Annotated in this window: 18 protein-coding genes; 6 read left to right on the top strand and 12 right to left on the bottom strand. The window is 67.6% G+C overall.

From position 1 onward, the window contains the following. Positions 1-102: 102 nt before the first annotated feature. Together ACYVD7_RS00735 and ACYVD7_RS00730 are read right to left on the bottom strand one after the other, a co-directional pair. On the bottom strand, positions 103-2,316 hold the full coding sequence (locus tag ACYVD7_RS00735; protein WP_460758120.1) for a putative bifunctional diguanylate cyclase/phosphodiesterase: 2,214 nt from the start codon (positions 2,314-2,316) through the stop codon (positions 103-105). A gap of 164 nt (positions 2,317-2,480) precedes the next feature. Continuing rightward, complete coding sequence (locus ACYVD7_RS00730; RefSeq protein WP_460758117.1) at positions 2,481-3,863, bottom strand: L-serine ammonia-lyase; 1,383 nt, start codon at positions 3,861-3,863, stop codon at positions 2,481-2,483. A gap of 122 nt (positions 3,864-3,985) precedes the next feature. Between ACYVD7_RS00730 and ACYVD7_RS00725 the strand changes: the two genes are divergently transcribed. Continuing rightward, positions 3,986-4,234, top strand: a complete 249-nt coding sequence (locus ACYVD7_RS00725; RefSeq protein WP_460758116.1) for a glutaredoxin family protein — start codon at positions 3,986-3,988, stop codon at positions 4,232-4,234. Positions 4,235-4,466: 232 nt separating this feature from the next. Here the strand turns inward: ACYVD7_RS00725 and ACYVD7_RS00720 are convergent, their stop codons facing one another. The 3 genes from ACYVD7_RS00720 to ACYVD7_RS00710 form a co-directional block, all read right to left on the bottom strand. Beyond that, positions 4,467-5,024: a YceI family protein gene (locus tag ACYVD7_RS00720; protein WP_460758113.1), complete on the bottom strand. Its 558-nt coding sequence runs from the start codon at positions 5,022-5,024 to the stop codon at positions 4,467-4,469. Further along, positions 5,014-5,601: a cytochrome b gene (locus ACYVD7_RS00715; RefSeq protein ID WP_460758112.1), complete on the bottom strand. Its 588-nt coding sequence runs from the start codon at positions 5,599-5,601 to the stop codon at positions 5,014-5,016. The genes ACYVD7_RS00720 and ACYVD7_RS00715 overlap by 11 nt, the downstream gene beginning before the upstream one ends. A 141-nt stretch (positions 5,602-5,742) precedes the next feature. Next, positions 5,743-6,585 carry a YceI family protein gene (locus tag ACYVD7_RS00710; RefSeq protein WP_460758111.1) on the bottom strand — a complete coding sequence of 281 codons (843 nt, stop codon included), beginning with the start codon at positions 6,583-6,585 and terminating at the stop codon, positions 5,743-5,745. 217 nt (positions 6,586-6,802) lie between these two features. Here ACYVD7_RS00710 and ACYVD7_RS00705 point away from each other — a divergent pair, with 217 nt between their 5' ends. Further along, positions 6,803-10,417 carry a two-component regulator propeller domain-containing protein gene (locus ACYVD7_RS00705; RefSeq protein WP_460758108.1) on the top strand — a complete coding sequence of 1,205 codons (3,615 nt, stop codon included), beginning with the start codon at positions 6,803-6,805 and terminating at the stop codon, positions 10,415-10,417. Between the two features lie 149 nt (positions 10,418-10,566). Here the strand turns inward: ACYVD7_RS00705 and hemE are convergent, their stop codons facing one another. The 4 genes from hemE to ACYVD7_RS00685 form a co-directional block, all read right to left on the bottom strand. Continuing rightward, positions 10,567-11,640: a uroporphyrinogen decarboxylase gene (gene hemE, locus ACYVD7_RS00700; RefSeq protein WP_460758106.1), complete on the bottom strand. Its 1,074-nt coding sequence runs from the start codon at positions 11,638-11,640 to the stop codon at positions 10,567-10,569. A 145-nt stretch (positions 11,641-11,785) separates the two neighbouring features. Then, positions 11,786-12,040: a WGR domain-containing protein gene (locus ACYVD7_RS00695; protein WP_460758105.1), complete on the bottom strand. Its 255-nt coding sequence runs from the start codon at positions 12,038-12,040 to the stop codon at positions 11,786-11,788. Between the two features lie 587 nt (positions 12,041-12,627). Further along, positions 12,628-13,734, bottom strand: coding sequence for a 3-dehydroquinate synthase (aroB, locus tag ACYVD7_RS00690; protein WP_460758104.1), 1,107 nt, complete (start codon positions 13,732-13,734; stop codon positions 12,628-12,630). Next, positions 13,731-14,273 (bottom strand): shikimate kinase, encoded by a 543-nt coding sequence (locus ACYVD7_RS00685; protein ID WP_460758102.1) that lies wholly within the window; start codon positions 14,271-14,273, stop codon positions 13,731-13,733. The genes aroB and ACYVD7_RS00685 overlap by 4 nt, the downstream gene beginning before the upstream one ends. Before the next feature lie 98 nt (positions 14,274-14,371). Between ACYVD7_RS00685 and ACYVD7_RS00680 the strand changes: the two genes are divergently transcribed. The 3 genes from ACYVD7_RS00680 (at position 14,372) to ACYVD7_RS00670 (ending at position 16,193) form a co-directional block, all read left to right on the top strand. Beyond that, positions 14,372-14,575, top strand: coding sequence for a dodecin family protein (locus ACYVD7_RS00680; RefSeq protein WP_460758101.1), 204 nt, complete (start codon positions 14,372-14,374; stop codon positions 14,573-14,575). Positions 14,576-14,784: 209 nt separating this feature from the next. Further along, positions 14,785-15,387 carry a pyridoxamine 5'-phosphate oxidase gene (gene pdxH, locus ACYVD7_RS00675; RefSeq protein WP_460758099.1) on the top strand — a complete coding sequence of 201 codons (603 nt, stop codon included), beginning with the start codon at positions 14,785-14,787 and terminating at the stop codon, positions 15,385-15,387. Positions 15,388-15,398: 11 nt separating this feature from the next. Next, a complete protein-coding gene (locus tag ACYVD7_RS00670; RefSeq protein WP_460758098.1) occupies positions 15,399-16,193 on the top strand; it encodes a cobalamin-binding protein in 795 nt (264 codons plus the stop codon). Between the two features lie 181 nt (positions 16,194-16,374). Here ACYVD7_RS00670 and ACYVD7_RS00665 read toward each other — a convergent pair whose 3' ends face one another. The 3 genes from ACYVD7_RS00665 to ACYVD7_RS00655 form a co-directional block, all read right to left on the bottom strand. Then, the gene (locus ACYVD7_RS00665) at positions 16,375-16,878 is read right to left on the bottom strand and encodes a DUF4426 domain-containing protein (protein WP_460758096.1); all 504 of its coding nucleotides are present in this window, start codon (positions 16,876-16,878) and stop codon (positions 16,375-16,377) included. A gap of 245 nt (positions 16,879-17,123) precedes the next feature. Continuing rightward, a complete protein-coding gene (gene proC / locus ACYVD7_RS00660; RefSeq protein WP_460758093.1) occupies positions 17,124-17,963 on the bottom strand; it encodes a pyrroline-5-carboxylate reductase in 840 nt (279 codons plus the stop codon). Between the two features lie 46 nt (positions 17,964-18,009). Continuing rightward, a complete protein-coding gene (locus ACYVD7_RS00655; RefSeq protein WP_460758091.1) occupies positions 18,010-18,690 on the bottom strand; it encodes a YggS family pyridoxal phosphate-dependent enzyme in 681 nt (226 codons plus the stop codon). A gap of 178 nt (positions 18,691-18,868) precedes the next feature. Between ACYVD7_RS00655 and ACYVD7_RS00650 the strand changes: the two genes are divergently transcribed. Further along, positions 18,869-19,906, top strand: a complete 1,038-nt coding sequence (locus ACYVD7_RS00650) for a type IV pilus twitching motility protein PilT (RefSeq protein WP_460758090.1) — start codon at positions 18,869-18,871, stop codon at positions 19,904-19,906. The last annotated feature ends 34 nt before the right edge of the window (positions 19,907-19,940 follow it).

Genomic DNA, 19,940 nt, shown 5'->3' with positions numbered 1-19,940 from the left:
CCAGCATCGCGTGCGAAGTGGTTGACGGATTGGAACCACGCACCCGGATGCGAACTGCGATGGACGGCGACGCGGGCCTCCGGCGGCGGGTCGAGACCCGCCCTACAGCGCCGATGCCGCCGCCGTCGTCGCGGACGCCGCGAAGAACGATTCGATCGCCTGCGGCCGCCCGAACAGGTAGCCCTGGGCGAAATCGACATTCATCGTCTGCAGGCGCACGCGCTCGGAATCGGTTTCCACCTGCTCGGCGATGGTGGTCTTGCCCAGCACGTGGGCAATGTCGGCGATCGAGCGCACCACCGCCTGCGACAGGTCGGACTTCTCCACGCCGCGGATGAAACTGCCGTCGATCTTCAGGTAATCGACGTCCAGGTCGTTGAGGTAGCCGAACGAGCAGAACCCCGTGCCGAAATCGTCCAGCGCGAACCGGCAGCCCAGGTCGCGCATCTGCGCGATGAAGCGCTGGGCGCGCTTGCGGTCGCGCACGACGCTCGTCTCGGTGATCTCCAGGCACAGGTTCTGCGCCGGGAAACTGCTGCGACGCAGGCGCGTCGCCAGGTAGTCGGCGAAGTGCTCGTCGGTCAGGGTTGCGCCGCTGAGGTTGATGCCGCAGCTGGTCACGTCCTTGGCCGCCTGCGGGTTGCGTTCCAGCCAGCGCAGCATCGTGTCGATGACGTAGCGGTCGATGCGCGGGCCCATGCGGAAGCGCTCGGCCGCGGAGATGAACTCGGCGGGGACGTGGATGGTGCCGTTGGGTTCGCGCCAGCGCAGCAGGACCTCGAAGCGGATGTCGCGCGTGCCGGTGTCGTGCAGCGGCACGATCGGCTGGCAGTAGAGGATGAACTGCTCGCGTTCCAGCACTTCGCGGATGCGCAGCGCCGAACGCATCACCGCGTTGTGCGCCTGGGCCTCGTCGCTGCTCGGGTAGGAGACGTTGTAGCGGTTGCCGCCGAGTTCCTTTGCCGCAAAACACGCGGCGTCGGCGTGCGAGAACAACACGTCGTAGTCGCGTTCCTCGCGCGTGGCGGCGACCAGACCGATGCTTGCGGTGGTCGTCAGCACCTGGTCGCCCCAGGGGACGCGGATGGCTTCGATCTCGGTGAGCAGGCGGCGCGCTTCGACTATCGCGCCGGCTTCGCCGCGCGGCAGCAGGATCGCGAATTCGTCGCCACCGGTGCGCGCGAGGACCGCATCGTCGCCCACCGTCGCGTCGACCGCGCCGGCGATGGCATGGATCACGTCGTCACCGGCCACGTGGCTGGTGCTGTCGTTGATCAGCTTGAGGTTGTCCAGGTCGATGTAGAGCAGCGTCGCCGGGGTGTCGTCCGCGGCCAGGCGGCGACGCGCTTCTTCCTCGAACGCGGTGCGGTTGAGCAGGCCGGTGAGCGTGTCGCGCGTGGCGCGCTGGTAGAGCGCGTAGGCGGTGGTGCGCTGCTCCAGGCCGGTGAGCGCCATCATCACCGGGATGATCGCAACCAGGCAGAGCAACAGCAGCAGCACGGTGGTGTCGAGCAGGCTGGATGGCGCCTGGAATCCCCCCAGGCCCATTCCGGTGATCACGGCCAGGTAAATGACGGTCACGCCGGAGGCGCTTGCCGTCCAGACCGGCGAAAAGCGCAGCGCCGACCACAGCAGCAACACCTGCGGCAGCGCAACCAGGCCGAGGATGTACAGGTTGCCGCGTCCGCCCAGGCTGTGGATCGCGACGAAACTGGTCGCCAGCAGCGCGAGCCAGAACGCACGTTCGCGGCGGGTGGAGGAATCGTGGAAGGGCGACAGGCGATGGCGCGCGAGGCGCGACGTCGTCATCAGCAGCAAGCCTGGCGCAATCGCGGCGATACCCAGCACGTCGCCGAGCACCCAGCGTGAGAAGGCATTGGTCAGGCCGTGTTCCTGAAGAAGGCCGGCCTGCTGAAGGCCGAACGTGCTGATGCCGGCGCTGACGATGCTGAGGATGACGCCGCCGCCCAGCAGGCGCATGCCGTCCTCGGTGCGGATGTGCAGGGCGCGTCCGCCACGAACCACGTACCAGGTGGCGGCTACCGTCGCCAGCGTCTTGCCGACCACGGTGTACACCATGAACGACGGGTTCGAATGGGCCACGAGCGCGTGGTAGAGCAGGGCGCCGGTGAAGACCATCGCCGCACCACGCCGCAGGCCGTAGCGCACGGTGTAGACGTAGCCGATGCCCGCGCTCGGCCAGAACAGCGTCACCCCGTCCGCGTTGCGCAGGAAGTAGGACGCCAGCACCGCGCACCCGAAGTACAGCGCGGTCCAGAGCAGGAATCGTTTTGAATCAGCGGCAAAACCGGGCATGGCTGGAGTCTACCGTGCCAGGCGCAAATTCGGCTGGTGCGCGGACCGGATGCACCCCGGATGGAACCGCACGGCGGTTCGGTGCGCTCGGGATGGCCTGTCCGCCGGCCGCAATCCGCAGTTGCGGCCGGTGACGTGCTGGCCTGCGAGGGCGACTTCCGCCATCAGCACTCGATCACGTTGACGGCCAGGCCGCCGCGCGAGGTTTCCTTGTACTTGTCCTGCATGTCACGACCGGTGTCGCGCATGGTCTTGATGACCTTGTCGAGCGACACCTTGTGCTTGCCGTCGCCGCGCATGGCCATGCGCGAGGCGTTGATCGCCTTGACCGCACCCATCGCGTTGCGCTCGATGCACGGGATCTGCACGAGCCCACCGATCGGATCGCAGGTCAGGCCGAGGTTGTGTTCCATGCCGATTTCCGCGGCGTTCTCGATCTGCCCCGAGCTGCCGCCCAGCGCCGCGGTGAGCCCGGCGGCCGCCATCGAGCAGGCGACGCCGACTTCGCCCTGGCAACCGACTTCGGCGCCGCTGATCGAGGCGTTTTCCTTGTAGAGGATGCCCACGGCTGCGGCGGTGAGGAGGAAATCGCGCACGCCCTGCAGGTTGGCGCCGGGGATGAAACGGTCGTAGTAGTGCAGCACCGACGGGATGATGCCAGCCGCGCCGTTGGTGGGCGCGGTGACGACGCGGCCACCGGCGGCGTTTTCCTCGTTGACCGCCAATGCGTAGAGGTTCACCCAGTCCAGCACGGTCAGCGGGTCGCGCATCGCCGCTTCCGGGCGCACGGACAGTTCCGCAAACAGCGCCGGTGCGCGGCGCGCGACATGCAGGCCACCCGGCAGCGTGCCGCTCTCGCGGATGCCGCGAGCGACGCAGGCCTGCATCGCTGCCCAGATTTCGTCCAGCCCGGCATCGATCTCCGCGCGCGTGCGCCAGACTTCCTCATTGGCGTACATGAGATTGGCGATGGGCAGGCCGGTGCGTTCGCTGTGCGCCAGCAGGTCGGCGCCGCTGTTGAACGGATACGGCAGTTCGGTGGTATCGGCGACGATGCGGTCTTCCGCGGCTTCGTCCTGGTTGACCACGAAGCCACCACCGACTGAGTAGTAATCACGCGTCGCAATCACGTTGCCCGCGGCGTCGTACGCGGTGAAGCGCATGCCGTTGGTGTGGTACGGCAGCTTCTGCCGCTTGTTCATGATGAGGTCGTGCTTCTCGTCGAAACCGATCTCGTGCTCGCCGTGCAGGCGGATGCGCTTGTTGGCGCGGATGCGCTCGAGCGTGGCGGGGATCAGGTCCGGATCGATTCCGTTGGGCAGGTGGCCTTCCAGGCCCATCAGTACAGCCTTGTCGGTGCCGTGGCCGCGCCCGGTCAGGGCGAGCGAGCCGAACACTTCCGCGCGAACGCGTGCCGTGCGCGCCAGGTCGCCGTGGTCGACCAGCCATGCCTGCACGAAGCGGGCAGCGGCACGCATCGGGCCGACGGTGTGGGAGGAACTCGGCCCGACGCCGATCTTGAACAGGTCGAAACTGCTGACAGCCACGTGTGCAGGACTCCGCCGAACGGGTCGGCCAGACTTGGGGGAGACCGCTATTCTACGCGCCGCCCACAGCCTTCCTGCCCCATACGCTGCCGGATATTCGACTTGCTCATGACGCCACCCCGATGATCGCGCCGCCGCCGACCTTGACCCTGTTCCAGCGCGATGACTGCCACCTGTGCGACCTCGCGCTCGACGTGCTGGCGCAGGCGCGTGCGCCCGAGTTCGAAAGTGTGTTCATCGACGGCGACGACACGCTGGAGGATCGCTACGGCATCCGCGTGCCGGTACTGCGCGATGAGACGCGCGGGGTGGAGCTGGATTGGCCGTTCGATGTGGATGGCGTGCGGGCGTGGTTGGGGTCTGTCGCGTAGCCCGCGCCGACGTGATGGGTGCGGAGCCGAGCACAGCTCGGCTTTATCTGAGTAAGTGCGGAGCCGAGCGGGGCTCGGCGCTGCCGGGTGCGGTAATCGTCGTTGTAGAGCGAAGCTCTGCTGCGCCAATTACCGGTCCGAAGCGGTCACCCACTGGAGAAGGCGAGTCAAACAACCGCTGTTCGCCATTGCAGGCCGCCCGCGCGGCCTCGTTCCTGGCTAGGGGTGAGTTTTAGTGGTGGGCGGGAATGAAGATCACCTTGGTGCCGACCGCGATGTCGTTCGGGATCAGGTCGGTATCGGCCCAGTCGCCCGTGCCCACGCCGAAGTCCAACCGCTTCACCGTCGCCTTGCCGGCGAGCACCGGCTTGGCACCCGGCGTCCAGGTGAAGCTCAGCGTGACCGGCTTGCTCGCGCCGCGCAGGCTGAGCGTGCCGTCGGCGGCGAACTTGTTGCCGCCCAGGGCGCGGAACTTGGTAGCCGTGTAGTGCGCCTGCGGAAACTTGGCGGCATTGAAGAACGAGGTTCCGCGCATCTCGCCATCGTAGTCGCTGTTGCCGGTGCTGGCGGTCATCAGCGGAATGGTGACGTCGAGGCTGGCCGAGGCCAGCTGCGCCGGATCAAAGGAGAATTTGGTGACGAAGCCGGGGAAGCGGCCGGTGAATACCTCGCCCTGGTAGGTGCCGGCGAAGGTCAGCGCCGAGCCCGGCGCCTGCACGTAGTCGGCGGCGAAGGCAGGTGTCGCGCCGAGCAGCAGCGTCGCGGCGAGAAGGGTGGACTTAAGCGACATCACGGGGTTCCTCGTTGGGGGAAGAGTCGAGCCAGCCACGCGGCAGCATGCGCGCAAGCGTGGCGTCGCGCTGGAACAGGTGGTGGTAGAACGCCGCGCCGGCATGGACGACGGCCAGCGCGATCAGCGTCCAGAACAACAGTTCGTGCACTTCGACGGCCAGTTCGTGCAGTTCGCGGCTCTTGCCGGCGATCGCCGGGAGGTTGAAGAGCCCGAACCAGCGCAGCGGGAAACCCGATGCGGAATTGAGCACCCAGCCGCTGATCGGTATCGCGAAGAGCAGTGCGTACAGCGCCCAGTGGGTCAGCGAAGCGATGCGCTCCTGCCAATGCGGCGTGCCCGCCACCGGCTTGGGCGAACCCGCGTACAGCCGCCACGCCAGGCGCAGCGCGACCAGCGCAAGCACCGTGATGCCGAAGGATTTATGCAGCACGTAGAGCTGGATCTTGTCCGGGCTGTTCTTCATCCCGGTCATCACCAATCCGACCGTGCCCATGCCCAGGATCATCAGCACGATGAGCCAGTGCAGCAGCTGGCTCACGGAACCCCAGCGGTCGTCGGTGTTCTTGAGGGTCATCGATGGCTCCGGTGGCTGTGAGGTTCGAGGGCAGGTGGATGATGGTCGGGCGGCAGTTACGCGAAGTCTGGCGCCAATGGGAATGGTCGGTGGCGCGTGCTGAACCTGAAATTGAAGCCCGGAGTCCGGGTAGTGGTTGGTTCAGTCCTGCGAACGGTCCGGTGTCGAATCAGTAGAGGCGGGTAGGGGCGGATTGGATTCGCGGCCGTTGCAGATGCAGTCAGGATTCCCCGGCTGCGGTGGCGGGTCGGTCGGCGGTTCGTCGGTGGTGGCGGGCGGCTCGGGTTTCGACGTCTCTTGAACGGTGGCTGTGGCAGAGGATTCCATGTGGCTGCTTCGGACGGCCTCTGCTTCGATCGTCAGGGCGACCTCGTCGCCGATCACTCCCGGCCACGCGGTGATGCCGAACGCCTTCCGGCTCAACGTGGCCGTCGCCGAGAACCCCGCGGTGCGGTGGAACGGCGGCAACGGATGGCGTTTGAGCGCATTGAGCGTCACGTCCAGGCACAGCGGTCGGGTGACGCCACGCAGGGTGAGATCGCCGCAGACCCGCGCGTGGTTCGACTCGCCAGGCTCTACCGTCGTGGAGACGAAGTGCGCCTGCGGATGGCGCTTCCCATCCAGCAGGTTGCCCGCCAGTACCGCCTTGTTCCATTTCGCATCACCCAGGTCCATCTGCGCGACAGGCACCGTAACGTCGAGCCGTGCCGTGCGCCAGTCGTCAGGATCGAAACGGAGCGTGCCGGTATTGCCCGATACGGTGCCCATTGCCTTGGAAAAGCCGGCGTGGCTGACCGCGAACAGCACGCGGGTGTGTACAGGGTCGATTGCGTAGGTTTCCGGTTCGGATGCGGCCGACGGCAGGCTCACTGAGAGCGCAAGCGCGACGAGGAAGACTGACTGGCGGCCGCGCCGTAGCAGCAGAACGCTCGAAGACAGTGCGTTCGAAGGCAGGGGGCGTGGGGGCTTGGCGCTCGAGTGCATGGTGTTCACCTGAGGCAGGGCAGTTGCAGGCAAGGCGTTCCGTCCGTTCGGGCAAGCCGTCCAGGCAAAGCTGCCTGAACCGGTCTCCCGATGGCTCGCGCCGGGCAGGCCGGCGCATCCCCTGCAATGTAGTAGCGGGCGCTTCCTGAAGCGAGACTTGCGTATCCGACCGTCTTTGCACCAGCCTAGGCCCCGGGGGATCGTGAGGGGCGGAACGATGGGGAAGCCTTGGGACGGGCAGGTCGCGCGGCGCATGTGGGCCGTGGCGTTCATGCTGGTTGTTGCAATCGCGTCGCCGGTTCGCGCCGGTCTCCCGGAGACCCCGCGCCCGCGCCAGCTCACCGTGGGCGACGGCCTGCCGTCCAATCGCGTGAACGCGATCGTCGAAGACCACGCGGGCTACCTGTGGCTGGCGACCAGCGACGGACTGGTCCGTTACGACGGTGTCGAATTCCGCGTCTGGCGGGTCGAGCAGGGCCTGCACGACAACTTCATCTGGAGCCTCGCGGTCGACGCGCACGATCGCCTGTGGATCGGCACGCGAGAAGCCGGGCTGGCGATGCTGGATGCCGATCGCCGCGCTTTCCGCCATTTCGATCGAACCAACACGCCCGTCATGGCCGCCAGCCAGGACATCTGGTCGGTGGCGGCAACGCGCGACGGGTCGGTGTGGTTTGGCAGCGCCGACGGTGGCTTGTATCGCTTGTCGAACAGCTACCGATCGAAAGCGGGCCAGGTCGTGCGCTTCATGCCGCACGCCGGCAATCCACGCAGCCTGCCCGATGCCAGCGTCGGTCAACTGGTCGTCGCGCCGGACGACACCTTGTGGATCGGGACGAAGGGCGGCGTCGCGCGATGGACGGCGCGCGGCTTCGAACGCCTGCCTGCCGACGCGCTCAACTCGCCCGTAGTAAACGGGCTCACGGTCGAAGCCGACGGCACGTTGTGGATCGGCACGCCCGGCGGCGTGAGCGTGCGTCGTTCCAACGGCAGCCTGTCCAGGTCGCCGTGGGCGGACCTGGGCATCGGCGGAAAAATCCTGCACGTACTGCAGCGCGATCGCGGCGGCCAGTACTGGCTCGACATCGCCGATGGGCTGGGTCGCCATGGCGATGGCGATGCCGCCATCCAGAACGTGCCGCTGTACAGCAACGCCGCGCACGGACTGGTCAGGCCGTCGTGGGTGGCGGCGCATGAGGATCGCGAAGGCGGGCTCTGGCTGGTCGCCCTCAACAAGGGGCTGTGGTACCTGCCCGCAGAGTGGCGGCGTTTTCCGGTGCTGTCGCGGCGCGCGGACGATCCGGAATCGATCGGCAACGCCCACGTGCGCGGCATCGCGCCGGCGACGGATGGGAACATGTGGTTGGTGGGTACCGGCGGCGTGCTGGACCGCTTCGATCCCGAAACCGGCAAGGTCGAACACGTCCTGGCCGACGTCGGCGAGGGCGCCGTGCCCAGTGGCGTATTGCAGGATCGCGCGGGCCAGGTCTGGGTCGGGTACACCAATGGCGTGGCGCGCATCGATCCCGCCGATGGCAGCGTGGTCCGCTGGCGCAGCGATGACGAAACAGACGCCGCGTTGCCGGGCGCCGCGACATTCGTCCAGGCAGGCGACGGCACGCTGTGGAGCGCAACCGAGCGCGGTGGCGTGCAGTTGCGCGATGGGACAGGCCACGTCCGGTCGACGATCCCCATCGGCGAGAAAGGTTTGCCGCGCGATCTCCAGATCGAACAGATCGGCCTCGCGCCCGATGGCACGCCGTGGCTTGCCGGCACGCGTGGCCTGCTGATGTGGAACGAGGGCCGCGGGCAGTTCGAACCGGTGCCGGGCGCGCCGACGAAACATGTCAACGGCTTCGCGATCGGCGCGAAAGGTCGCATCTGGGTGGCGAGGTTCGGCGCGCTCGACGCGTATCGCTGGGATGGCGCGGCGTTGAGCCTGGAAAAGGGCATCGACACCCGCAACGGCTTTCCCGGACTGGAACCCAGTGGCCTGGCGGTGGACGCTGCCGGTCGCGTCTGGCTGACCAGCGTGCGCGGGCTGGTGCGCGTCGATCCCGACGACCTGTCCGTGCATGCCTATGGCGTGCAGGACGGCCTGCCGGGGCAGGAATTCGAGGATTTCCCGGTGCTGCGCCCTGGCGATGGCCGCATCCTCGCCGGTAGTACGGAAGGACTGGTGGTGTTCGATCCGGACATGGTCAGTCGATCCGGGCCTGTGCCGCGGCTGATCGTGGAATCGGTGGACGTGCGTCACGGCGAGGGCCGCGTAACTCACGCACCCGGTGCCGCCTTCGCCATCGACCATGACGATCGCGATCTGCGTGTCGTCGCGCGCCTGTTGTCCTTCGGCGATGCACGCAGCCATGTCTACCGGTTCCGGCTGTCCGGCTTCGACCCCGGCTGGGTGGAGACGGGTGCGTCCGGCGAGCGCACGTTCTCGCAGCTGCGACCCGGACGCTATCGACTGGAAGTGCAGGCGCGCTCGGCCGATGGCGCGTGGTCGCAGGTGAAAGTAGTGAGCTTCACGGTGCAGCCACCGTGGTGGTCGACGTGGTGGGCGCTGGCGGCGTTCGCGGGCGTGTTCGCGCTGGCGGTGCTGGCAAGTGCGCGCGCCTACCGCGACCGCCTGCGTCGTCGCCACGCGCTGCAATTGGCCACGCAGCAGCACGACCTGGCCGAACAGGCCTCGCAGGCCAAAACCCGCTTCCTGGCCACGCTGGGCCATGAAGTACGTACGCCGATGACCGGCGTGCTGGGCATGAGCGAACTGCTGCTGCGCACGCCACTCAACGCACAACAACGCGGTTATGTCGGCACCATCCGCGGCGCAGGCGAACACCTGCTGCGCCTGGTCAACGATGCGCTGGATCTGGCGCGCATCGAATCGGGAAAGCTCGAGCTGGCCGACGAACCGTTCGACCTGCGCGGACTCGCGGAGGAGTTGGGCGCGTTGATCGGACCGCTGGCGAAGCAGCGCGGCCTCGCCTTCCAGTTGAGCATCGACGACGACGCGCCGCGTGCGCTGCGTGGCGACGCGGCACGGGTGCGACAGATCCTGCTCAATCTGTTGGGCAACGCGGTGAAGTTCACCGAGCGCGGCAGTGTTTCGCTGTGGGTCTCGGCGATCGAACCGCAGGGTGTGTGTTTCGAAGTGGCCGACACCGGCCCCGGACTCAATGCCGAGCAGAAATCGCGATTGTTCCGTCGCTTCGAACAGGCCGACGGCGCGCGTACCAGCGCGCGCTATGGCGGTAGCGGGCTCGGACTGGCGATCAGCCAGGAGCTCGCGGTGGCGATGACGGGCGTGATTGAAGTCGACAGCGCCCCGGGTAGCGGCACCCGTTTCAGCGTGCGCCTGCCGCTGGCATCGGCCGCGTTGACCGCCGCGCGCGAAGACGGTGCAGGCGAACCCAACGGCGAAACCCAGTGCAGCCTGTCGCTGCTGCTGGTGGAAGACGATCCCACCGTGGCCGATGTCCTCACCGGCCTGCTGCGGCTGCAGGGTCACCACGTCGTGCACGTGCCGCACGGGCTGGCGGCGATGTCGGCGGTGATGGCGACACCGTTCGACGCCGCGCTGCTGGACCTCGACCTGCCCGGCATGGACGGCCTGGCGCTGGCGCGACAGCTGCGCACGCAGGGATTCGTGCGGCCGCTTGTAGCAGTCACGGCGCGCGCCGACGCGGGTGCCGAGCCCGACGCGATGGCCGCTGGCTTCGACCACTTCATCCGCAAGCCGATGACGCTGAAGATGCTGGCCACGCTGCTGGAAACGATCAGCCCCGCCGTTGCCGTGACGGACGAAGGGATGGCGGATTCAGCAGCCTGAAGTTGGCGACACCGGGTGCGTCGCCGTTCCGCCCGATGCCGGCTGGCGTGGAATCCGTTCGGATTCCGGCCTGTTCGATCGTGGCAGTTGCCGCGGTATTGCGCCGGGTAGCGTGCAGCTTCCCGGCGCGGATGCGGTGCAGTTGAAGGTCAGCGCGCGCTGAGCTCGTGCACCGCGTCGACCAGCACTGCGACATGCTCGGGCTTCATGTCCGGCGACATGCCATGGCCGAGGTTGAAGACGTGGCCTTCGCGCGAACCGCCGTTGCCATCGCGGTAGCTGTCGAGCGCACGGCCGGCTTCGCGACGGATGGCATCGGGATCGGCGTACAGCGTGACCGGATCGAGGTTGCCCTGGATCGCGACCTTGCTGCCGCTGCGGCGCACGGCATCGCCCAGGTCGATGGTCCAATCGACGCCGACGGCCTCAGTGCCGCTGGCGGCGAGTTCCTCGACATAGGCGCCGTTGCCCTTGCCGAACAGGATCAGCGGGGTGCGTTCGCTGCCAATGTCGCGCGGCAGTTCCGCGGCGATGCGCTGCAGGTAACGCAGCGAGAACTCGCGGTACATGGACGGCGACAGCACGCCGCCCCAGGTGTCGAACACCTGCAGCGCCTGCGCGCCGGCCAGGTGCTGCGCGGACAGGTAGGCGATCACCGCGTCGGTGACGACGTCGAGCAGCTTGTGCATCGCCTTCGGATCGTTGAGCGCGAGCGACTTCACTTTCGAATAGTTGTCGCTGCCGCCGCCTTCGATCATGTAGCAGGCGAGCGTCCACGGGCTGCCGGAGAAGCCGATCAGCGGCACGGAGCCGTCCAGTTCGCGGCGGATCAGGCGGACCGCGTCCATCACGTAGCGCAGCTCGGTTTCCATGTCCGGCACGCCCAGCCGGTCGATATCGGCGGCGCTGCGGATCGGACGTTCGAACTTCGGGCCTTCGCCGTCGGCGAAATACAGGCCCAGGCCCATCGCGTCCGGCACGGTGAGGATGTCCGAGAACAGGATCGCCGCGTCCAGCGGGAAGCGGCGCAGCGGCTGCAGCGTGACTTCGCAGGCCAGTTCCGGGTTCTTCGCCATTGCCAGGAAGCTGCCGGCCGCGGCGCGGGTGGCGCGGTACTCCGGCAAATAGCGGCCGGCCTGGCGCATCAGCCAGACGGGCGTGCAGTCCACGGGTTCGCGGCGCAGTGCGCGGAGGAAGCGGTCGTTTTTCAGGGGCGAGGACAAGTTGGTTCCTTGGAAAGGTTGATCTGTGTATCTCTGAAAACCGGCTGTCCTGAGGGGCGAGCGGTCCTTCGACTCCGGTGCTCGCACCTACGCTCAGGACGAGCGGAGCATGGGAAGGCTCAGCCCGGCATCACACTGCCGGTGGTCATTTCGGCGCTTCCACGCCCTGCGCGAACATCAGCTGGAAGCCGCGCTTGAGCTGCTGGTCGCGTGCATGTTCCAGCGCGGCAAGCGCGGCGGACTGATCGGGGAAGACTTCGCGCCGCACGCTGCTGCGCCCACCGATCTGGCCGGTTTCGCGCAGCAGTTCCCAGCCGCCGAAGAGATCCGGTTGCAGCATCAGCTGAACGAAGCGCGGGGCTTCGCGGCCTTCGGGCCGTTGTTGCAGGAGCAGGCGCATGGGGGCGCATTGTACCGGGCCGGCATCCAGCGGCGGTTCGTAGGGCGGGTCTTGACCCGCCACCGGCCCGTGCGGACGAAGGTTCACCGCAGTCGCTTCGTGCGGTGCGCGGAACATGCGGTGCAAGCGGCTCCGACGGCGGGTCAGGGCGCTGGTGATCTGATCAAGCAGCTTGGAGTCTCAATGCCTGTCGGCCGGGACTCTTCTGCCTCATCAGTCAGATCTTTTGTCCCTCAAGCGAGACTTTTTGTGCCTCGGGTGGGGCTCACTACCCTCTCGCGAGAGACTTATTGTCCCTCGGTCGGGCTCACCTGCCGCCCGGACGAGACTTTATCGGGCCCGGTCGGGGCTCACCGCCCCTCGGGCGGGACTTTTTGTTCCTCGGTCGGGGCTCGCGCTCCCCTCGCGAGCGACTTTTTGTCGACCCGTTACGGGTGTCGAGCCTCTCATCCCGTACGACCTCGCCAATAGGCGCCCGTGTAGTTCCAGCGGCGGGGCGCGTCGGGTTCAAGTACGCGCGCTGATAGTTCATCCAACGCGAAGCCGCTTCGCTCGCCCAAGGTGGGACGATCCGCCCGGCGCTGTCCTCAGCCCGCGCGCAGCACCGCCAGCACGGTGTCCTCGGCCACGCCGGCGACCACGCGTCCCTGGCCAGCGCCGTCCCACAGCACGAAGCGCAGGCCGTGTGCGTCGGCCTTCTTGTCCAGGCGCATCCGTGCGACCAGCGCATGCGGGTCGAGCCCGGGCGGCAACCGCGTGGGCAGGCCGAACCGGAGCAGCAGCTGTTCCAGTCGCTGCGCGTCGGCGGCATGGGCGAGGCCCAGCACCGTCGACAGTTCGGCCGCCAGCACCATGCCGACCGCCACGCCTTCGCCGTGGTTGAGCGCGTCGCGACCGGCGCCGGCGTAGCCCTGTTCGGCCTCGATGGCGTGACCGAAGGTATGGCCGAAGTTGAGCAGGGCGCGGTGCCCTCGCTCGAAGGGGTCGCGGGCGACCACGTCGGCCTTGAACTCGCACGAGCGCGCGATGGCCTCGGCCAGCGCGACGTCGTCGCGGGCCAGCAGGGCTTGGGCGTGGTGGTCCAGCCAGTCAAGGAAGCCGGCGTCGAAGATCGCGCCGTACTTCACCACCTCGGCCAGGCCGGCGCGCAGTTCGCGGTCGGGCAGGGTGCGCAGCGCGATGGTGTCGGCGGCCACCAGCCGCGGCGGGTGGAACGCGCCGACCAGGTTCTTGCCCTGCGGCAGGTCCACCGCGGTCTTGCCGCCGACGGAGGAGTCCACCATGGCGAGAAGTGTCGTCGGCAGTTGCACGCAGTCGATGCCGCGCATCCAGCACGCCGCAGCAAAGCCAGCCAGGTCGCCGACCACGCCGCCGCCCAATGCGACCACGGCGGCATCGCGGGTGGCGCCCAGCGTCGCCAACGCGTCGAGGCACTCGCCGAAGCGGGCGAGCGTCTTCTCCTGCTCGCCCGCGGGCATCACCCAGCGGGCGATGGCCAGCTTCGGGTTGGCGGCGCGCAGGGCGGCTTCCACCTTGTCCGCGTACAGCGGCGCGACATTGCTGTCGCTGGCCAGCAGTACGTGGCGGCCGCGCAGCGCGTGCGCGATCGCGGCGCCGTCGTCCAGCAGGCCGGGCCCGATCAGGATGCGGTAGGGCGCGTCGCCCGCAACGTCGACGTGGCGCAGGGTGTTCAAGCGGTGGCTCCGTGGCGTTGCCAGTGGGTGTGAAGCAGGTCGCCGAGCAGGGCGGCGGCGGCTTCGTCGGTGAGTGGATCGGTGTCGAATTCCAGGTCCGCCACCTGCGCGTACAGCGGCGCGCGCACGGCGGCGAGGTCGCGCAGGACCTGTTCGCGATCCGGGCGTGCCAGCAGCGGGCGCGTCGTATCGCGTGCCAGTCGCTGCAGCTGCTGGTCGACGCCGACCTTGAGATGGACGACGAAGCCGCGCGCGCGCAGCAGCGCCCGGTTGTCGGCATCGAGCACTGCGCCGCCGCCGGTCGACAGCACGATGCCTTCGCGCGCCAGCAGCTGCGCGAGCATCGCCCGCTCGCGCGCACGGAAACCGGCTTCGCCCTCGCGCTCGAACAACGCTGAAACGCTGGCGCCGGTGTCGCGTTCGATCGCGCGGTCGGCATCGAGCAGCTGCAGTCCGAACCGTTCCGCGAGGCGCTGGCCGACGCTGGTCTTGCCGGCGCCCATCGGGCCGACCAGGACGAGGTTGGGGGAAGGGTTCATGCGTGGATTGTAGCCATCGCCTTAACAAATCGCGGCGTAGCGTCGGGGGTTCTTCGTTTGCATCCCGGTGTCGTGCCGGTCAACCCAGGAGATGAGTCATGTCGGTAGCCAAGATCATCGAGCTCAACGCGGCCTCCAAGACGAGCATGGAAGACGCCGTCAAGGTCGGGCTGAAGAAGTGCTCCGAATCGGTGAAAGGCATCAAGGGCGCGTGGGTCAACGAGATCAAGGTCGTCACCGACGACAACGGCGCTGTCACCGAGTGGCGGGTCAACCTGAAGGTGTCCTTCGTCGTGCAATGACGTTTCGTCATGACGGGCGCGGGGGAACTGCACGCAGTCCCTCGCCATCCCGGAAGGCACGTCTACGTGTCTGCATACGTCCGGGCCGGCATGCATCCGGGCCGCATGCCTCCAAGCTCTATCCGGAAGCTGCATGCCCGCGACGGCAGCCCGCCCAGGATGCCGCTTCGCCGGATGACAGCTGCGGGTGGCGCCGCGACAATGGGTGCATGACACCTTCCCCCGCCTACGCCGAAGCCCTGGCGACCTTCGACCGCCTCTTCGACGAAGCCGCCAGCGCCGGCGAACCCGATCGCACCGCGATGACCGTCGCCACCGCGACGCTCGACGCGCGGCCATCGGCGCGGATCGTGCTGCTGAAGGCGCACGACGCGCGCGGCTTCGTGTTCTACACCCACCTCGACGGTCGCAAGGGCCTGGAACTGCAGGCCAATCCGCAGGCCGCGCTGCTGTTCCACTGGCCGCGCGTGCGCAACGGCGTGCAGGTGCGCATCGAAGGCGCGGTGGAAGTCGTTGCCGACGCGGAAGCCGATGCCTACTTCGCCGGTCGGCCGCGCGGCAGCCAACTGGGCGCGTGGGCGTCGAAGCAGTCCGAGACGCTCGATTCGCGCGAGACGTTCGAGCAGCGCATGGCGCAGGCCGAACGCCAGTTCGATGGCCGCGATGTCCCGCGTCCACCGCGCTGGAGCGGCCTGCGGGTGAAGCCGGCGAAGATCGAATTCTGGTTCGGCGCGGATTTCCGCCTGCACGAACGCTGGCTGTACGAGCGCGACCGTGCGGGCGAGTGGGGCAAGCGGATGCTGTACCCGTGACATCTGCCGCCATGACGGGCCCGCAGCGCATCGTCTGCCTCACCGAGGAACCCACCGAAGTGCTGTACGCGCTCGGTGAGCAGCATCGCATCGTCGGCATCAGCGGCTTCACCGTGCGCCCAGCCATCGCGCGCAAGGAGAAGCCGAAGGTCAGCGCTTTCACCTCGGCCAAGATCGGCGAGATCCTGAAGCTGCAACCGGATTTCGTGGTCGGGTTTTCCGACATCCAGGCCGACATCGCCGCCGAACTGATCCGCAACGGCATCGAGGTGTGGATCAGCAACCACCGCAGCGTCGACGGGATCGTCGACTACGTCCGTCGCCTTGGTGCGCTGGTTGGCGCCGGCGACAAGGCGAATGCCTACGCGGACGAGCTCCGGCGTGGCCTCGACGTGATCGAGCGCGAAGCGGCCACGCTGCCGCGCCGGCCGAAGGTCTACTTCGAGGAATGGGACGAGCCGCTGATCACCGGCATCCGCTGGGTCGCCGAGCTGGTCCGGATTGCCGGCGGCGACGACGTCTTCCCCGAACACGCCGCGCAGTCGCTGGCCAAGCATCGCATCCTGGAAAACGGCGACGAAGTGGTGCAGCGTGCACCCGACATCATCCTGGGCTCGTGGTGCGGCAAGAAGTTCCGCCCGGAACGCGTCGCCGCGCGCCCCGGCTGGGATGCGATCCCGGCGGTCCGCGACGGCGAACTGCACGAAATCAAGTCCCCCATCATCCTGCAGCCTGGCCCCGCCGCCCTGACCGAGGGCGTGGCGGAGATCGCTGCGATCATCCGCAGATGGGCTGCAAGGGACTGATTTTCCGGTTTTTTCCTAGATGAAAACCGATGCGACAAGGTGCCGAGCGGCGCCATGTCGTTCGTTCAGCAGCTACGTCTACTTTGCCGGTTGCTCGGATTCTCATTCGCGAATTGCGACACGCCGTGAAGGCAGGCCTCACTTTGGCGATGGCGGAGATCCGGAAACCGACGGCTGGGATTCAGTGCGGGTAGAACTCGCGTGTGAACTGCATCGTCGAACTCGCGCCGCCTTCGCGCACGATCACCACGTCGAAGCGCAGCGTGTCCGGCATCGACACCTCAACCGTGCCGACGTAATCCAGCAGGGCTGAGCCAGTCGAAGCGTCGCCGCTGCGCAGTTCGCGCATGACGATGTCCTGGCGTCGGCCGCGCAGGTCGGTTGCGGTGGCGGTGATCTGCGCGGGCAGGGCGGATTCCTGCATGTCTGGCCCCTGGCGCACGCCCACCAGCAGCATCACGGTGCCTTCGTCGCGGGTGATGCCGTACTGGTCGGCGATTTCGGCGGCCAGGCTGGCGGTGGGCAGCACGCTGGCGCGGATGGTGACGTCGCCGATGCGGCTGACGGCTTCCTGCTGCGAAGCGGTGGCCTGGGTTGCCGGTTGGGGTGCCGGTGCCTGCGCCCCATTGCACCCGGCCAGCAGCAGGGCGGTGGCGAGCATTGCCGTGGCGGTGAGCGATTTCATGTGACTTTCCTCAACAGCCTGGTTGGGCGTGGGTCGCCGGATTAACCCGACGGCATGGACGAAGCGTGCCGAGCGCCACACTACGAGAGTGGTGCGACTGGAGCCCCGGCTTTGTAGTGCCGAGCGCGCCCGGCACCGGGCATCAGGCAGGCAACCTCAGCAAGAGCGTGTCGGGCAAGTTCGACGCCGGTGCCGTGCCGGAGCCCCGCCGGCACCCACATCAACTTCAGCGACAACAAGCAACCTCAGTCATTCGCCGCGGACAGCTGCCGCCCGCGCTCGGTCGCGGCGCCAATCGCGCTCGCGACCAGTTCGCGGAAGCCCCCGGCCTCGAAAGTCTCGATCGCCGCCTGCGTCGTGCCGTTGGGCGAGGTCACGCGGCGCCGCAGCTCGGCCGGTTCCTCGCTGCCTTCGGTCAACATGCGCGCCGCGCCGAGGATGGTCTGCAGCGCCAGGGCGCGCGCGGCTTCCGATGGCAGGCCCTGGGCTTCGCCGGCGGCCTGCATCGCTTCGGCGAGCAGGAAGACATACGCCGGGCCGCTGCCGGAAACGGCGGTGACGGCGTCCATGCGGGCTTCGTCGTCGATCCAGACGGTCTTGCCAGCGGCCTCGAGCAGGGCGTCGGCCCGCGCGCGCTGTGCGTCATCCACGCCGGCGTTGGCGAACAGTCCGGTCACGCCTGCACCCAGCAGGGCGGGCGTGTTGGGCATGGTGCGCACCACGGCGATGTTGCCGCCGAGCCAGCGATCCAGTTGCGCGGACGTGATGCCCGCGGCGATCGATACCACCAGTGGTCGCGTCGCCTGTGCGGTGGCGGCCAGCGATTCGCATACCGCGCGCAGCACCTGCGGCTTGACCGCCAGCACCCACGTCGCGGTGCCGGTAACGGCCAGTGCGTTGTCGGCGAAGGTGGGCACGTGGAAGTCACGCGCCAGGGACTCGCGCAGCTCGGCAACCGGCTCGGCGACGCGGATGGCGCCGGAGGGCGTGCCGCGGGCGACCAGTCCGCCAATCAGGCTGTGGGCCATGTTGCCGCCGCCGATGAAGGCGATGGTGTTCGGGTTCGGGGTGTTGTTCGGGCTCATGCGACCAAGTCTAAGCGTTTGCCGCACGTGGGCTGCGCGGTTGCGTTCAGCGCTTGAGTTCGCGGGCGCCGAACAGCGCGGTGCCGACCCGCACCATGGTCGCGCCTTCGTCGATGGCGACGTCCAGGTCGTCGCTCATCCCCATCGACAAGGTGTCCATGCCCGGGTGCGCCCGGGCCAGCGCGTCGAACAGTTGCCGGGTCTGGCGGAAGGCAGGGCGGCGCGCCTCGACATCCGCGTGCGGGGTGGGGATCACCATCAGCCCACGCAGGCGCAGGCGCGGATGTTCGGCGATCAGGTTCGCCAGGCGTCCGGCATCGTCGGGATGGCAACCGTGCTTGCTTGCTTCGTCATCGATGTTCACCTGGATGAGCACGTTCAGCGGCGCCCGTTCAGCAGGCCGATGCCTGTCGAGCGCGGTGACGAGACTTTCCCGGTCCACCGTCTGCACCCAGTCGAAACACATCGCGGCGTCCTTCGCCTTGTTCGACTGCAGGTGGCCGATCAGGTGCCACTCGAGCCCAAGATGTAGCAACTCGGCCTGCTTGGCGATGGCCTCCTGCACATAGTTTTCACCGAAGGCGCGTTGTCCTTGGGCGATCAGGTCCACCAGTGCAGCCGCTGGCCGGGTCTTGCTGACCGCCAACAACACCGGCACTGGCCGTCCGCGGAGGCTTGCCGCGTTTTCTAATCGGAGTAGGGTGCTGTGGAGGGCGTGCGTGAGCACGTTCGCAGTTCTCGCTTGGCCCGCAATTGGGGCTGGTTTGATGGCGGGGTCTCAGGGCTATACTGCCTCGCAGGGGTAGTCCTGATCCAGATTCGCGTCAGTGAGCCGGTCTGTTGCAGGTCGGATACACGCAGGATTCGAGTACAACCCGTTCCGTTGGCAGTGCAGGGGAGCACGCATGGATATCGCCGAACTGTTGGCGTTTTCGGTCAAGAACAAGGCATCCGACCTGCACCTGTCGGCCGGCCTCCCGCCCATGATCCGCGTCGACGGCGATGTCCGCCGCATCAACATCCCGGCGCTCGACCACAAGCAGGTCCACGCGCTTGTCTACGACATCATGTCGGACAAGCAGCGGCGCGACTACGAAGAGTTCCTCGAAGTCGACTTCTCCTTCGAGATCCCCGGCCTGGCCCGCTTCCGCGTCAACGCGTTCAACCAGAACCGCGGCGCCGGTGCGGTGTTCCGTACGATTCCGTCGGAAGTGCTGACCCTGGACGACCTGGGCTGCCCGCGCATCTTCAAGGAACTGATCGACCAGCCACAGGGCCTGATCCTGGTGACGGGCCCGACCGGTTCGGGAAAGTCGACCACGCTGGCGGCGATGCTCGACCACATCAACAAGAACGAATACGCGCACATCCTCTCGGTCGAGGACCCGATCGAATTCGTCCACACCTCGCAGAAGTGCCTGATCAACCAGCGCGAAGTGCACCGCGACACGCACGGCTTCAACGAGGCCCTGCGTTCAGCCCTGCGCGAAGACCCCGACTACATCCTGGTCGGCGAGTTGCGTGACCTGGAAACCATCCGCCTGGCGCTGACCGCCGCGGAAACCGGCCACCTGGTGTTCGCGACCGTGCATACCTCCTCGGCCGCCAAGACCATCGACCGCATCATCGACGTGTTCCCCGCCGGCGAGAAGCCGATGGTCCGCTCGATGCTGTCCGAATCGCTGCGCGCGGTGATCTCGCAGGCGCTGCTGAAGAAGGTCGGCGGTGGTCGTACCGCGGCGTGGGAAATCATGGTCGGCATCCCGGCCATCCGTAACCTGATCCGCGAGGACAAGGTCGCGCAGATGTACTCGTCCATCCAGACCGGCCAGCAGTACGGAATGATGACCCTCGACCAGCACCTGCAGGACCTGGTCAAGCGTGGCCTGATCCTCAAGCCACAGGCCCGCATGTATGCGAAGGACAAGCGGTTGTTCGACTGAGATTGACTCCTTCCGCCGCGCTGCGTCGGAAGGT

The organism is Lysobacter fragariae, assembly GCF_054779775.1.
Note: the sequence above shows the minus strand (reverse complement) of the source record. Positions and strands in the feature narration are given on the sequence as shown.